The sequence below is a fragment of the Pectinatus cerevisiiphilus genome (genome assembly GCF_004341685.1).
Classification (GTDB): Bacteria; Bacillota; Negativicutes; order Selenomonadales; family Selenomonadaceae; genus Pectinatus; species Pectinatus cerevisiiphilus.
Genome location: NZ_SMAA01000008.1, coordinates 1 through 15,305 on the forward strand (window position 1 = coordinate 1; position 15,305 = coordinate 15,305).

Annotated in this window: 11 protein-coding genes and 1 pseudogene; 11 read left to right on the plus strand and 1 reads right to left on the minus strand. The window is 37.9% G+C overall.

The features are described from left to right. Positions 1-146: 146 nt before the first annotated feature. From EDC37_RS06515 to EDC37_RS06535, 5 genes are all read left to right on the plus strand, one after another. Positions 147-1,508, plus strand: a complete 1,362-nt coding sequence (locus EDC37_RS06515; protein WP_132549245.1) for an amino acid permease — start codon at positions 147-149, stop codon at positions 1,506-1,508. A gap of 215 nt (positions 1,509-1,723) precedes the next feature. Next, positions 1,724-2,617, plus strand: coding sequence for a LysR family transcriptional regulator (locus EDC37_RS06520; protein ID WP_132549248.1), 894 nt, complete (start codon positions 1,724-1,726; stop codon positions 2,615-2,617). 234 nt (positions 2,618-2,851) lie between these two features. Continuing rightward, the gene (locus EDC37_RS06525) at positions 2,852-4,057 is read left to right on the plus strand and encodes an MFS transporter (RefSeq protein ID WP_132549251.1); all 1,206 of its coding nucleotides are present in this window, start codon (positions 2,852-2,854) and stop codon (positions 4,055-4,057) included. Positions 4,058-4,747: 690 nt separating this feature from the next. Beyond that, entirely contained in the window at positions 4,748-5,539 is a 792-nt protein-coding gene (gene budA / locus EDC37_RS06530; protein WP_132549254.1) for an acetolactate decarboxylase, read from the plus strand. A gap of 37 nt (positions 5,540-5,576) precedes the next feature. Further along, positions 5,577-7,577 carry a methyl-accepting chemotaxis protein gene (locus tag EDC37_RS06535; RefSeq protein WP_132549257.1) on the plus strand — a complete coding sequence of 667 codons (2,001 nt, stop codon included), beginning with the start codon at positions 5,577-5,579 and terminating at the stop codon, positions 7,575-7,577. Positions 7,578-7,695: 118 nt separating this feature from the next. Here the strand turns inward: EDC37_RS06535 and EDC37_RS06540 are convergent, their stop codons facing one another. Beyond that, the gene (locus tag EDC37_RS06540) at positions 7,696-8,958 is read right to left on the minus strand and encodes an NUDIX hydrolase (protein WP_132549260.1); all 1,263 of its coding nucleotides are present in this window, start codon (positions 8,956-8,958) and stop codon (positions 7,696-7,698) included. Positions 8,959-9,131: 173 nt separating this feature from the next. Between EDC37_RS06540 and EDC37_RS06545 the strand changes: the two genes are divergently transcribed. The 6 genes and pseudogenes from EDC37_RS06545 to glpK all read left to right on the plus strand — a co-directional run bounded on the left by EDC37_RS06545 (position 9,132) and on the right by glpK (position 15,116). Beyond that, on the plus strand, positions 9,132-10,184 hold the full coding sequence (locus EDC37_RS06545; RefSeq protein WP_132549263.1) for a hypothetical protein: 1,053 nt from the start codon (positions 9,132-9,134) through the stop codon (positions 10,182-10,184). A gap of 142 nt (positions 10,185-10,326) precedes the next feature. Further along, a complete protein-coding gene (locus EDC37_RS06550; protein ID WP_165874474.1) occupies positions 10,327-10,740 on the plus strand; it encodes a DUF3783 domain-containing protein in 414 nt (137 codons plus the stop codon). Next, positions 10,733-11,416 (plus strand): FtsB family cell division protein, encoded by a 684-nt coding sequence (locus EDC37_RS06555; protein WP_132549269.1) that lies wholly within the window; start codon positions 10,733-10,735, stop codon positions 11,414-11,416. The genes EDC37_RS06550 and EDC37_RS06555 overlap by 8 nt, the downstream gene beginning before the upstream one ends. Before the next feature lie 209 nt (positions 11,417-11,625). After that, a pseudogene (locus tag EDC37_RS06560) lies at positions 11,626-12,493 on the plus strand (YitT family protein). A gap of 335 nt (positions 12,494-12,828) precedes the next feature. Next, entirely contained in the window at positions 12,829-13,554 is a 726-nt protein-coding gene (locus tag EDC37_RS06565; protein ID WP_132549272.1) for an MIP/aquaporin family protein, read from the plus strand. A 68-nt stretch (positions 13,555-13,622) separates the two neighbouring features. Further along, positions 13,623-15,116: a glycerol kinase GlpK gene (glpK, locus tag EDC37_RS06570; RefSeq protein WP_132549275.1), complete on the plus strand. Its 1,494-nt coding sequence runs from the start codon at positions 13,623-13,625 to the stop codon at positions 15,114-15,116. Positions 15,117-15,305: the final 189 nt, after the last annotated feature.

The window sequence follows — 15,305 nt, forward strand, 5'->3', positions numbered from 1 at the left end:
TGGCAGGCCAATAAAAAGCGCATTTATGCGCAGCCAGTGTAAAAGGGCTATGCCCGAAAAAGAAAAACCACCCGCTATGCGGGTGGATAGTTATTATTTATAAAATTTTTAAAGTATCAAAAGTATAACTAAAAGGCGGAGTTTATATGTCGGAAAATCAAAATTTATCAAGAGAATTAAAAAATCGTCATGTACAATTATTGGCAATTGGCGGGGCGATAGGTACAGGGCTTTTTCTTGGGGCGGGCAGATCAATCCATCTGGCGGGGCCTTCTATTCTTTTAGCTTACCTGTTGACAGGTATAATTTGTTTCTGGGTTATGCGGGCATTGGGTGAGCTTTTGCTTTCAAATTTAAATTATCATTCATTTGTTGATTTTGTTTATGAGTACATGGGAGATAGGGCTGCTTTTATTACAGGCTGGACTTATTGGTTTTGTTGGATTTCCCTTGCTATGGCAGATTTGACGGCGGCAGGACTTTATATCCAGTACTGGTTCCCCAGTATTGGACAGTGGGTACCAAGCTTTATACTGCTAATGGTTTTATTGATAATGAACCTTACTGCGGTGAAGATGTTTGGTGAGATGGAGTTTTGGTTTGCCCTGATAAAGGTAGTAGCAATATTGGCCTTGATCGTTGTGGGTGCCGTTATACTTTTCCAAGGTTTTTCAACTAATGCCGGTGAATCAAGTTTTGCCAATTTATGGAATAATGGAGGCTGGTTCCCAAATGGAATAACTGGTTTTATACTTTCTTTCCAAATGGTCGTTTTCGCTTTTACAGGTATTGAATTAGTAGGTATAACTGCAGGAGAAACAAAAAATCCGAGCACTGTCATTCCCCAAGCGATTAATCATATTCCTATACGTATTATAATTTTTTACATAGGCGCGCTTGCTATTATAATGAGTATTTATCCGTGGACAGTGGTAAGCCCAGACCAAAGCCCGTTTGTCCAAGTTTTTGCTGCGGTAGGTGTGGCGGCAGCGGCTGGAATAGTAAACTTCGTTGTACTGACAGCAGCAGCATCAGCTTGTAATAGTGGGATTTTCAGTACGAGCCGGATGGTGTATTCTTTATCAAAAGAGGACAATGCACCAAAATCAATGCAGACGCTTACTTCACATCAGATACCGGCAAATGCTACAGTGTTTTCTGTCGCAGTCATTTTGGTTTCAGTCATTCTCAATTACATAATGCCTAAAGGTGTTTTTGTTTTGATTACCAGTATATCGACAATTTGTTTTATTTATATCTGGGCCATTATGGTTATCTGTCACATGAAATACCGCCGCTCAAAGGTTCAGTCCGCGGCAGCAAATAAATTCAGGATGCCATTTTATCCGTTGAGCAGTTATTTGATTCTGCTGTTTTTTGCTTTTGTTATAGTGATATTAGCCTTTAATGAAGAAACACGGGTCGCCTTATTCGTGACGCCGGTGTGGTTTGTTATGCTGGCTGTTATCAAAGCAAAAATGAAAGAAAAAAAGCTGTGTACAGAGTAAATTTGTACAATAAAATATATCTTTTGTTGTAGTTTATTAAAAAAACTTTTAAAAATATGCATACTACTATTGAATTAATCATAAAAATGCAATAGAATTTTCTTTAGCTGTATATGAATTAAGTTTTGCTTTTGTGAGGTTTGAAATTGGAAAATTTTTCACAAAGACAAGGGCAAAAAATTTATATGGGGAAATAGGGCTATTGGAGGATATTAATGGAACAATTGCCAAATATTCAGCAACTGGAAAATTTTATTATTTATGGCAAGGTCAGAAATTTTACGACAGCAGCAAAAAAGGCAAATATTACTCAGTCTGCATTCAGTTTTCAAATGAAAAAGCTGGAAGAACTTTTGGGCGTGAAGCTTATAGTTCGCTCAAACAGAGGCAGTGACCTGACAGAAACGGGTGAGAAATTTTTGCATCGCATTCAGAAAATTATGGGAGATTTATCTGATTGCGTTTATGAAATGAAGCAGATTAAAGAGAAGATAGTGCCTTTAAATGTAGGCGCGCTGATGTCTTTGGGAGATGTGCTTATGAACCAGCATTTAGCATATTTTCAAAAACATAATACAGATTTGACAATAAATGTCTATAATCTAGAGGCACACGAACTCTTTCACCAATTGGAAGAAGGCTCACTGGATATAATATCGACTTTTTATATGTCACAATTTGATTCAGCGAAATATGGAAAAACTTTTTTCTGCAACGAAAAGATGGTTTTTTATGCACCTCATTTGCATCTTCAGCAAAAGAAGCTTGATATAAAGACCATTGCGGACTATTCTCTGGTGCAGTATGCACCACATTATTTAATGAATTCGATTATAAAAAATTATTTTATGGTGAATAAGGCAACACCAATTATTAAAGCGTGGCTATCTACTCCTTATGCTATTATGAATTATTGCCAGCAAAATGAAACGGGGGCTGTCCTTTCTGAGCGTTTACTCAATGCAGTCGGCATTGATACTGGTTATTATAGTATGGTACCTTCATTTAATTTGAAATGTTATTTAATGTACAAGAAGAATAATCCCAGATACAAGATTATGAAAATCTTTATTGATTATGTGCAAAATTTGTATGCGAATAAGCAATAAGGCAATATTGTAGTTGTTTTAGAGCACGAAAATGTGCCGATTCTTTCCTCTGGATATAACATAATTTTATGATAGGTATCTATTTCTTTTGTTATACAAACCCATTTCCAAAGTATATAATAGGCGTTATCAGCTCATTCGGAAGTGTCAAAAGCCTTTAAAATAAGGCCTTTAAAACATATGCATGGCAGCTGTAAAGAGACGCAAAATGAAAATGGAGATGGAGTTATAGTTATGAGCAAAAGTTCTTTATTCAACAAGGATTTTGTATTGGATACCGGTATAAATTTTGTCGTGTATCTTATTTATTATTTATTAATGGTTATAATAGCGGTTGTAGCAAAAGAACAGCTAAATGCTTCATTGAGTGAAGCTGGATTGGCATCTGGAATTTTTATTCTCGGTACATTGATAGCTAGGTTGCAGCTTGGGAAGGAAATAGAGTTATACGGAAGGAAAAAGGCTTTATATTTCGGCATTATATTTTATTTAGTAACTACCTTGATGTATTTTTATATTCCTAGTTTAGCAGTTATGTTTGCTGTCCGTTTCCTTAATGGTATGGCATACGGTGTTATTTCTACGGCAACCAATACAATTATTGCCAGCTGCATCCCAGAAGAAAGACGCGGCGAAGGTATTAACTATTACGGACTTAGCACAAGCCTCGCTGCTGCTATAGGGCCGTTCCTCGGTATGTTATTGATGCTCGTAGCAAACTTTAGTGTGATAATAATTACTTGTGTGGCATTAATTCTTTTATGTGTAGTAGGTTGTTTTGCACTGACGATAAAAGAAATGGATCTTACGCATGAACAAAGAAAACAGATGAAAAAATATACCTTGGATAATTACGTGGAATCACGTGTTATGGTTATATCGTGTATTGGCTTTTTGATGGGCTTTGCGTATTCCAGCGTATTAAGTTTTCTGGCTGCCTATACACGAGAAATAAATTTGGTAGACGCAGGAACATTTTTCTTCGTAGTATATGCGGTTATCATTACTGTTACACGGCCGGTTACAGGTGTTATTTTTGACCGTAAAGGTGAAAATTATGTTTTATATCCATGCTATTTGTTCTTGGCTGCCGGCTTATTTTTACTGAGTGTAACCGGTTCTTCAGCTACTTTGCTGTTGTCAGGAGCATTGGTAGGTCTTGGCTATGGAACATTCATGTCGAATGGGCAGGCCGTTTGTATAAAGCTGACGCTGCCACATCGCATCAGTGTTGCCTTGTCTACTTATTTCGTGGCGTTGGATTTAGGAATAGGTGTAGGCCCATATGTTTTGGGGTCTTTGAGAGACTTTATGCCTTTTGAACAGCTTTATGCTGTAGCAGGTGGTATTGCGGTGATATGCTTTATATTGTACTTCCTCTTTTATGGAAGAAAAGCAGGTCGTCGTCCTATTACTGAAGAAACAATTAATACAGATTGAAAATTGAGATAGCTAAAGAGTCCAGTGCGATAATTGCACTGGACTTTTTGTATTTCAATAGAAAAGTTTTCTCAATTAAACTGAATTTATTGACATTTTTTGTTAAAAGTAATATAGTAAAAATGAATGGAAAAAGGAACCGTCTTTGTCAAGTATAAGGCGGCTTTTTTGTTAAAAGCTGACAAAACTGTTCCTGTTTCAGTTCGTGAAAATTGTTATGCTGAGGGGTCTGTTTTTGATGTTTATTTTATTGTTTAAATAGGAACATTATTAAAAGGCTGATGCATAACAATAATTGATAATGAAGGGAGCGATGAGAAACTGTATATTGCTTTATCCGTTTTATTCCATAATATTTATGAGCATATGTTTAACTGTTAATACGTATTGGAAAATTATGGGGCAATGTACGGGAATTTTTTATTTGCTAAGCGGCTGTTGCGGTTTTGCGTGAGAACGATGAGTGCGATCCTCAGGAGACACGTGAACGGGCAGACGTGCAAATGAAATTACCAAGCTAAGCTTGGTAGAGACAACTTAATAGGAATCCTGATGTTAAAAATGTACAAAATGAATGAAAATTTTGTAAGTAACGAAACATGTAATTGCTTTAGAGGAATTACAGACTAGTCGGATAAATTGTTTACCGGCAGGTCATACCACTAACACAAGGGAAATGAGGACAGAATAATGAAAGGAATCAATTTACAGAAAAGGATATTGCTGATATTTTTTTGTATGTTCTTTTTTGTAGCTACAGCCAAGGCACAGGTGGTACCAAATGCCATGTATCAGGTTTCCACAATAAATGCACTGATACAGGGTGTTTATGAAGGTGAGATCTCTGTTGGTGAGCTTAAAAAATATGGAGATTTCGGCATAGGTACTTATGATGGTTTGGATGGGGAAATGGTTGTACTGGATGGACAGGATTATCATGTAACATCAACAGGGAATGTTGTTGCTGCTGACGATGAAGTAAAGACACCTTTTGCCAATGTCCTTTATTTCAAACCAGAATTATTTGGCGAAATTAATGATGCTAAGAGCTTTTCTGATATAGAAAAAGCGTTGGATTCTATCATTAAAGATACAAATTATATTTATGCTATTCGTATAGATGGTGTAATGAATTTGCAAACACGTGCTATCCCGAAAAAAGGAAAACCTTATCCCACATTGGCCGAAGCAGCAAAAACTCAGTCGGTATTTGATCTTGAGAACGCACATGGCACAATAGTTGGAATTTGGTGTCCCCAATATATGAATGGAATCAATGTCCCCGGATATCATTTACATTTTATTTCGGATGACCGCAAATCGGGTGGTCATATATTAAACGGCGGAATTGTCCATGGTAAGGTGCAGGTGGCAAGAATAGCGGATTTCCGAATGGTCCTGCCAAATGGTGATGCTTTTAGAAATGCAGCACTTAATAGTGATTACAGCAAAGAATTGAAGGCAGTAGAGCAGTCTAACTGAATACGGAAAATTTTTTGTACGACAATGGAGGGTTGTAATGAAAAGTTTAAAGTTTCAATTATTGGTGCCTCTCGGTATAACCATCACAGTTATTTTATTGTGTGTTATGGCTATATCATATTGGATCACATCTAAAATGGTAGAGTCTAATTTGGAGGAACGCTTTCAAATCCAGGCACAGGAAATAGCCAATGCTTTTGATATACGGTTTCAAAAGGAAAAGACAGTTATAGATTCGTTCGGTAAGCAAGTTGCTGGTGATTTTCCTGCTTATCAGGCAAATGACCAAGCACAGTTTGAGTTTACAAAACGCATGCATGACACTTATACAGAATGGAATCCTGTTAGTTTTATTGCGGACTTGTCTGCTAAAAAAGTTGCTACCAGTGCCGGTAAATATGTTGATGCTTCTGCTTTGGCATACATAAAAAAGATACCGGAAGGCAAGACTTTTATGGATAGCCCGATTGTCGCGGTAACGACAGGAAAGGCTATAGTAGTAGGTGCAGCTCCCGTAACTGTAGGCAATAATGTTGCCGGTGCAGTAGTCGGCGGTATTCCTTTGGAAAAGTTTACTGATGGTTTCAGTGAAATGAAGATAGGTGCAGACGGGTACTGCATAATAACTGCTCCTGATGGTATAATTACGAGCCATCCGAACGCGGAACTGGTAATGAAGACGAATATCAAGGACTTGCAAAATCAGGATTTGACAGATGCTATGCAAAATATTTCCCAAGGGAAAAAAGGGTTTATGATCACATCCGTTAATGGGGTAGAATCTTTGGTGGCATACGTACCAACGGAAGATAAGTGGGGGGTATTTACCGTTGCTCCTGTAGCACAGGAATTCGCAGCCGTCAAAAAACTCACATGGATGTTTATTATATTGTTCGTTGTAGGATTGGGTATTGCTGTATTGGTGATTAATTGGCTGGCTGGCAGAGTAACGCGCCCAGTTAGGGAAATGTCCCAATATGTAGAGGCAATAGCAAAGGGTGATCTTTCAAAGGAAACATTAGAAAAAGCAGATCGCTCTAAATATAGCGCACAGGATGAAATTGGTACTTTGCGCAAGGCAATGCTTGGTATGCGGGAGGAATTATGGAATTTGATGCATCACGTTGATGAGGCGTCAGGACATACAGCCAGCTCTTCTTTACAGCTTAAAGAAAGTTCCAACCAGGCAGCGCAGACAGCAGCGCAGGTAGCAGAGTCAGTGACGAAAGTATCAGAACAGACTATACGCGGCCAGAAGGCAATGAACGAAGTTAATCAGGTCTTTGATGGTTTTATGCAGGACATTGGCAAGATGAAGGACAATACTCAGGATGCTAATAGTTTTGCTGATACTGCAGTGGAAAAAACACAAAGTGGTACCCAAACTGTTCAAAGTGCCAGAGCGCAAATGGAAAATATAAATAATAGTTCTAAAAATGTTACCGATGCGGTAACAGAGCTGTCCAAGGGAACCGCAAAGATAGGTGAGATTGTAAACATTATTTCTGGGATAGCGGCCCAAACAAACTTGCTGGCATTAAATGCTGCCATTGAAGCGGCTAGGGCAGGTGAACACGGAAGAGGTTTTGCCGTTGTCGCAGATGAAGTGAGAAAGCTTGCTGAACAGTCACAGGATTCGGCAGGACAGATAATTTCACTTATAGCGGAGATCAATCAGGATGTAGAAACTGCTGTAACGGCAGTAGAACATTCGGGCAGTGATGTCGGTGAAGGAATAGAAAATGTTGTCGCTGCTGAAAAGCAGTTCTTAGAAATAGCGGAATTGATTCAAAATGTCCAGAAAAAGACAGCAGAAGTTTTATCTTACGCGGATAAACTTGTTGATGATGGACGTAAAGTAGAAAAATCATCAGCAGAAATAAATCAGGCTATGAATGAAACTGCTGCCAGTTCACAAAGCGTTTCTGCTGCTACAGAAGAACAATCTGCGGCGATGCAGGAAATTGCTGCGTCAAGTGATGATTTGGCACAATTGGCAGAAAAACTTAAAACAAGTATTCAAAAATTTAAATTGTAATGCTTGAAAAATAACATCAATTGACAAAAGTACCCCCTATAGGCAGAGCTAATGCTTTACTGCCACATAGGGGGTACTTATTATTAGATTGGGGTTTATTACTGGATTTACTGTGGTATTAGTCGAAAATGACTTCCCAGTTTTTTTTATTATGTGCTTTGAAACAGAGGGCAAGTTGTTCTCTGGTATTTCTCTTTTCGGATAATGGTGGTAACTTGGCGAAAGAGAAATAGGCACTATCTGAGGTTTCGCTGTTCTTTTGGAATGAGCCATCAATAATGTCGCATTCGATAAAAATTTTGCAAACGGAATATGCATAAACAGGACGGTTATGACGGTTGCGTTCCTGTACAGCAATAATGCGGCGGGGGAAAACGGTCAGGCCGCTTTCTTCAAATGCTTCTTTAGCAGCATTCTCAGCTATGGATTTATCAATATCTACCCATCCACCGGGCAGCGACCAATTGCCTTTTTCATCTTTTTCTTGGATCAGCAGTATTTCATTTTGTTTATTGAAAATAACAGCACGCGTATCCAATTTAGGAGTTTGAAAGCCGTATTCGTTACAAAACAAAGTCTTTATTTTATCAGTGGAAATACCTGTTTTTAGATTAAGCATTTCGACAGCTATTTCTGAAACACGTTCGAATCTTTCCAGATCAAATTGGTTTTTGGAATAATAAAGGCCGGCTTGGGCGATAAAACGCAGTTCCATTGCCCATTTAAGCCATGGTAATTCAAGCAATGGGTCAGTTTTCTGCTCTAAATAATATAAAATTTCAGCAGGCTTTTTGAAATAATAATCAGCCCTTATATGTTTTATCGAGGTACAGCCCCATAATGCTAAACCAGAAGCTGTCTGTGCGGCAGCTGCACAGTTTATGTCATAAATAGTATCGCCTATATACAATACATCTTGTTTTTTGGTTCCTGCTTTTTCTATATATTTAAGTAACGGATCAGCAAATGGTTTGTGTTTTGCGGTATCATCGGCTGTAATTATTATGTCAAAATAAGCGGCGATGCCTAAAGGAAAAAAGTCTGTCTGGCATTCGGTTTTTAATTTTGAGGTAACAATACCGAGCTGTATACCTTTTTCTTTTAAGGTCAGCAGCAATTCTTTGATTCCGTCAAAAAGTTTTATAGAACTATGATAATATTTCATGTATGTATGCCATTTTGCCATACCGTCCGCGATGTTGTCTATACCAAGACGACGCAGCCCTTCCGTTCCAGGGAGGCCGATAACACTGGAAAGCTCATCGTCAGTGAAATGACGCGCAGTCAGTTCTTTTAAAGCTTCCCGCAGTGTTGATACCAGAAAAGAGTGTGTGTCGAGCAAAGTCCCGTCCAGATCGAAAACAATATTTTTAAATTTCATAGTAAAAATATTACAGTCCCCTCATGAGTTTTATTGGCTGATGAAACAGATAGTGCAATTTATTATACTATGTTTTAAGACGTTTTTTCAAAAAAAAACTTACTGCTCTTGCGGAAAAACAAACAAGATGTCATAATATGAAATAAATTCACGTGAAGCAGGAGGTGTTTGACATGAAAAATTTTACTAATTTTAGAATAAAAGCTATCATTATTGGAATAATTTTAGCGGTAATATGTTGCAGCACATTATATTGGTATTTCGGTTATCACATAAAAACACCTGAATATGCATTAAAAATGATTAATGAATCAATTGATAAGCATGATGTAAATACATTTGACAAATATGTAGATCGTAAGAAATTACTGGACGGATTGTCTGATGTAATTATAGCCAATATTACGCAGTCGGATCAACGCTCTACTGAAGATGCAGCATTTGCCCTGCAAGAATATTCAAAAATATTTAAAACGGCATTTACCAAAAATCTTGATGTCGCTTTGACCAGTTATTTGCAAAATGGTAAATGGGCGGACGACGGACAGGCGTCAACTGATGATGAAACGACAAATTATATGAGTTTACTTGAAAATGCCGGATTGAATGAAATATCCTTTGTCGATTATAAAGTCGTATCGGTGGATAAAGCTGCCCAAACGGCGACTGTAGATGTTGATGTCATGCAAAATGAGATAGACAAACCATTCACCTTTGAAGTGCTCTTGGCGCAGCAGGATGATGGACATTGGATGGTAGAAAAAATAAATAATTTTTCGGATTTTTTAACGATGGTTAACGGGGAACGGAAAAAATACCTGTTGTCTTATGTACAAAAAACAGATGCATTGATGACTGAACACAAAAAGACTTTTAATAACATTGACGGACAATTGCAGCAGATAATAACTTCAAGCAACATTGGCAGTGATTCTGTGCGAAATGACTTGAAAAAAATCATAAATGAAAATATGCTCCCGCATTGGCATATGCTCAAGGAAGCCTTGACGGCAATAAATCCACCTAAATCAGTGGAAACGTTGCAGACTCTTCGGCTTCAAATTTGTGATGCTTATATAGCTTATTACGAAAATTATGCAAAATGGCTTGATGATAAGGACATAAAAAGTCTGCGTGAAGCCAATGAAAATTTGAAAAAAGCTAAAACTTTAACGGCTAATGAAAGTAATCTTACTAATATTATCAAAAGGGATTTAGCTAAATGATAAATTGAAGTATGCAGCTTTTAACTGGGAATAAGAATATGAGAGCCTGCCATGAAAGGCAGGTTCTTTGCGTACAAACAGAAATAACACTATTGAGCGATTAGATATTATCACGTATAATAATAATATGAGGTGTAATGCGATGAGAAAGATAAAAAATGAAGAGGTTTTGTTGTATAATTTTGTTGAAGAGCAGGAGCGACAGGAGGTACAACAATTTTTTACGGCACTGCATATAAACCCAATTGTAGTGAAACAGGAAGATTATTGCCAGAAGGTTGGTTATTTGCTAGGACTCACAGGTTTCTCCGTAGTGGAAAAAAATAATGAGGGCGATTTTGATTTTAGCCATAAGGTAATGGTTTTCCACAATATAAAAAATAAACGGCTTGATGATGTATTGGCAAAATTACATAATGCTAGTATAGCTACTCCGTATAAAGCAGTAGTTACACCGCTAAATAGATTTTGGTCGCTAAAGAGGCTCTGCCTTACCATGTACAAGGAACATGGGGCAGTTATTGAACAGAAAAAGAAGCAGGAAAAAAATGTATAATAACCGTGATAATGAATTGGATAAAACCCGTAAAATGGATCCTGTTACCCCCAATGATTTTGTCGGCAGTGATCGTTCTGATATCGAAATAAAAGATGTTAAGCCAAAAGAAAAGACAACGCATGGAGTTATGCGGTTCTTTCAAAAAAAGCAGACAAAAATATGCTTATTGGTGATTGTTTTTATTCTTGCATTAGCGGGTGGATTCTCTTTATCATCTTATTATAATGACAAAGAACAGCTCGCAGAGAATGAAAGTATCCACCAACAGCAAGAATTAAAAAGACAGCAGGCTGATTTGGAGCAGCAAAAAAAAGACTTAGAAACACAGCGTAAGCAGCTTGAACAGGAAAAAGAAGCATTAAATGCCAGCAAGAACGCTCCTGACCAGTCTGCCTCATCATGGTTGGGCAGTGTGCTTGATTCTGTGACGGGAGAAAAAGGGCAAAAGGCAGAACAAGGACAGGGTAACAATAGTAGCGATAATAATGTGCAAATTGATAAAAAAATAGCGCAGGCGCAGGAAAAGATTGATGAAATCAATAATAATCTGGGAAAGTTTGAAAGTATGAAGCAGGGGGTTTCCCATCTGCAAGGAAAACTAGAGGAAACATACCAGAATAATCAGGAACTGTTTGATACCATAAAATTTAATTTGCAAAAAATTTTGCAGTAGGTTTTGAAAGTTTGATTCTGTGCTAAGTTTTATTTTAAACGGAAAATACCACTTGGTTATTACAACTTCATTCGTAACTAAATTTTAGATTAAATGAGATATTTATTTTTCCGTTTGCATAAATCGGAAAATTAAATTATAATAGCTAATGGGAAGCATTTTATCTTGGAGATACTTAAGTTTACTTTAGTTTTTTAGAAGGGACGGTAATGTTGGAAAATCAGAAACTATCTCATAAACGTCGATATATACATTGCATACGCAAATACGTGCAGTTATTTATAGGCACGATAATCACGGCGGCAGGTTTGGAACTGTTTTTGGTTCCTAATAATATTATTGACGGAGGTGTTGTTGGTATTTCCATAATGGGAAGTTATCTCTCCGGACTGCCTTTAGGTGTTTTCCTAACAGTTTTGAATATACCTTTTCTGTGCTTAGGATATCGTCATATTGGCAAATCTTTTGTCATTGCCAGTATTTTTTCCATCGTTTGTCTTTCAGGATGGACTAGTGTGTTTTTACCAATAAAAGAAGTTACTGAAACTCCTTTTTTGGCTGCTGTCTTTGGCGGGTATAGTAACAGGGCTTGGCGTCGGCTTTATAATCAGGAATGGCGGCTCCCTTGACGGTACAGAAATGGTAGCGATTATCTTAGACAAAAAAAGTGTGTTTTCTGTCGGCGAAATAGTAATGTTTATTAACTTATTTATTTTGAGCAGCGCAGGGCTTGTTTTTGGCTGGGATAATGCTATGTATTCATTGATTGCTTATTTTATTATTGCGAAAACGATTGATGTGGTTATTCAAGGCTTGGATGAATCGTACGCGGTAATGGTTGTTACCTCCAGTTACGAAAAAGTCGCCAATAAACTGATGAATGAACTGGGCAGAGGTGTTACTTTGCTGCACGGGGAAGGCGGTTATTCGGGAGAAACACGCAAGATATTATACTGCGTGGTGACACGGCTGGAAATAGACAAGCTTAAGACCACTGTTTTAAAGATTGATGAAATGGCCTTTGTAACTATTTATAAGGTTAACGATATAATAGGAGGCCGCTTAAAGAGACGATAGGCAGGGAGCTTTTTCAGATATTCTGTACAGGCTCATACATATTTATTGTAAGTGGCTAGTTAGTTTTATATGAACACTTTCCGGCTGTGCTCGGGTTCTCATATATGGCATAAGAGCAGGGCACATTTATAAAAGCAGGGGTGAAATTCTTTCTCTTTTATAAATGCGCGACTGCTTAGAGAAATAAAGGTTAAGAAAATTTCAACAATTATGCTTACTATAAATATTGTATATGCTTATATAATTTAATACAATGTTGTTAAATCTTTGGGAAGGAGGTAAGGAGAAGACCGTCACGCAGAAAAATTTTATATTTATTTTAGGAGGATTCATAAATGGATAATTTGTTTGGCGAATTTTTAGGAACGGCAATACTGGTCATTTTCGGGTGCGGTGTTGTGGCAGATGTTTGCTTGAAAGGTTCTAAAGGAGAAAACAGCGGCTGGATAGTAATAACGGCAGGATGGGGATTTGCTGTTATGCTGGGTGTATTTACTGCTACTTCATTAGGAGCTCCGCAAGGGGATCTGAATCCTGCGGTGACTTTAGCGAAGGCCATGAACGGTGTATATACACCAACCCAGGCAGTAGCAACAATGGTGTCACAGCTTATAGGCGGTATTGTCGGTGCTATAGTTGTCTATCTTGCTTATCTGCCACATTGGGAAGCTACTGAAGACAAAGCTAGCAAATTGGGTGTATTCTCAACCATCCCAGCAATAAGAAGTTATGCAAGTAATTTTTTATGCGAAGCAATTGGTACCTTCCTTCTTGTTTTAATGATTTTTGCAATGTTCCATGCTAATAACGGTAAATTCCCTGCTGGTGTAGGACCTTATCTTGTCGGTGTATTGATCTGGGCTTTAGGTTTGAGCATTGGTGGGCCTACCGGATATGCTATTAGCCCTGCCCGTGACCTTGGCCCTCGTATTGCACATGCTATATTGCCGATAGCAGGCAAAGGTACTTCTGACTGGGCATATAGCTGGGTACCTGTAGTAGGACCTATGGTTGGCGGTGCTGTGGCTTATATATTTGCTAAGCTTGTCGGGATAATCTGATAAGATTTTTGCAAAAAGATAATATTATATAATTATTTACGAAAGAAAATTTTAGGAGGTTTTTTTGCATGGAAAAAAAGTATGTATTAGCATTGGACCAGGGAACGACAAGCTCAAGAACAATCTTATTTGACCATGATTCCAATATAGTTGCAGTGGCTCAGCGTGAATTTACGCAGATATTCCCCAAACCAGGTTGGGTAGAACATAATGCAAATGAAATTTGGTCAACACAGGTAGGAACTATTTCAGAAGTAATTGCAAAAGCTAATATAGATGCGAATGAAATTGCTGCTATAGGTATAACCAATCAGCGTGAAACTACAGTAGTATGGGATAAGAAAACCGGAAAACCTATTTATAATGCAATTGTCTGGCAGTCACGGCAGACAATGGACATTTGTGATGAACTGAAAGCAAAAGGGCTGGCTGATGTTTTCCATAAAAAAACCGGTTTGCTTATTGATGCTTATTTTTCAGGAACCAAAGTAAAATGGATTCTTGATAATGTTGAAGGGGCACGCGAAAAAGCAGAAGCTGGTGAACTGCTTTTTGGAACAATGGATACATGGCTTCTTTGGAAACTGACCGGCGGTAAAGTTCATGTAACAGATTATTCTAATGCGTCACGTACTTTGATGTATAACATTCGCGAACTAAAATGGGATGATGAACTTTTAGGTTATTTGAATGTTCCTAAATGTATGCTTCCAGAAGTAAAACCTTCTAGTGAAGTATACGGTGTCACCATACCTAGCGTTACCCAGGGTACAGAAATACCTATCGCTGGTATAGCCGGTGACCAACAGGCAGCACTGTTCGGACAGACTTGCTTTAAAGCTGGTATGGCCAAAAATACTTATGGTACAGGCTGCTTTATGTTGATGAACACAGGTTCGCAGCTTTATGATTCCAAAAATGGATTACTGACGACCATTGCATGGGGACTCGATAACGAAGTCGTATATGCATTGGAAGGAAGTATTTTTGTTGCTGGTTCAGCTATACAGTGGTTGCGTGATGGCTTGAAAATATTGGATTCAGCGCCTGACTCTGAATATTATGCAAACAAAGTAAAAGACGCGGAAGGCGTTTATGTAGTTCCTGCTTTCGTAGGTTTGGGTGCACCTTATTGGGATATGAAGGCACGCGGTGCTATTTTTGGATTGACACGTGGTACCAGCAAAAACCATATTATCCGTGCTACACTTGATTCCCTGGCATATCAAACAAAAGATGTCTTGGATGCTATGCAGTCTGATTCAGAAATTAAGCTTGCTGCTTTAAAAGTAGACGGTGGTGCTGTTGCTAATAATCTGATGATGCAGTTCCAAAGTGATCTGCTGGGTGTTCCAGTTGATCGTCCCAAAGTTGTTGAAACGACAGCATTAGGCGCATCCTATTTGGCAGGGCTTGCCGTAGGTTTCTGGAAAAACAAAGAAGAACTTGTTAAGAATTGGCAGCTTGATCGCCGCTTTGAACCGAATATGGACGAAGAAAAAAGAAATGACCTTTATGTTGGCTGGTTAAAGGCCGTTCGCCGCACTATGAATTGGCTTTGATTAGTAAGCAATATATGTAATTTTAGATAATAACAGAGGTCGCAGATGTCTTTTGAATCTGCGGCCTCTATTATTATCTATTTCATACGAAAAATAGTAAACTTCATACGAAATAAATACTTTTATTAATGCATTCAAAAAATATTGCTATAAACTGTCACATGCTTTATAATAATAATTAAGTAATCT

Bases quoted from the DNA above. Each gene is read 5' to 3' on its own strand.
- EDC37_RS06515 (WP_132549245.1), top strand. From the start codon at position 147: ATGTCGGAAAATCAAAATTTATCAAGAGAATTAAAAAATCGTCATGTA.
- EDC37_RS06520 (WP_132549248.1), top strand. From the start codon at position 1,724: ATGGAACAATTGCCAAATATTCAGCAACTGGAAAATTTTATTATTTAT.
- EDC37_RS06525 (WP_132549251.1), top strand. From the start codon at position 2,852: ATGAGCAAAAGTTCTTTATTCAACAAGGATTTTGTATTGGATACCGGT.
- budA (WP_132549254.1), top strand. From the start codon at position 4,748: ATGAAAGGAATCAATTTACAGAAAAGGATATTGCTGATATTTTTTTGT.
- EDC37_RS06535 (WP_132549257.1), top strand. From the start codon at position 5,577: ATGAAAAGTTTAAAGTTTCAATTATTGGTGCCTCTCGGTATAACCATC.
- EDC37_RS06540 (WP_132549260.1), bottom strand. From the start codon at position 8,958: ATGAAATTTAAAAATATTGTTTTCGATCTGGACGGGACTTTGCTCGAC.
- EDC37_RS06545 (WP_132549263.1), top strand. From the start codon at position 9,132: ATGAAAAATTTTACTAATTTTAGAATAAAAGCTATCATTATTGGAATA.
- EDC37_RS06550 (WP_165874474.1), top strand. From the start codon at position 10,327: ATGAGAAAGATAAAAAATGAAGAGGTTTTGTTGTATAATTTTGTTGAA.
- EDC37_RS06555 (WP_132549269.1), top strand. From the start codon at position 10,733: ATGTATAATAACCGTGATAATGAATTGGATAAAACCCGTAAAATGGAT.
- EDC37_RS06565 (WP_132549272.1), top strand. From the start codon at position 12,829: ATGGATAATTTGTTTGGCGAATTTTTAGGAACGGCAATACTGGTCATT.
- glpK (WP_132549275.1), top strand. From the start codon at position 13,623: ATGGAAAAAAAGTATGTATTAGCATTGGACCAGGGAACGACAAGCTCA.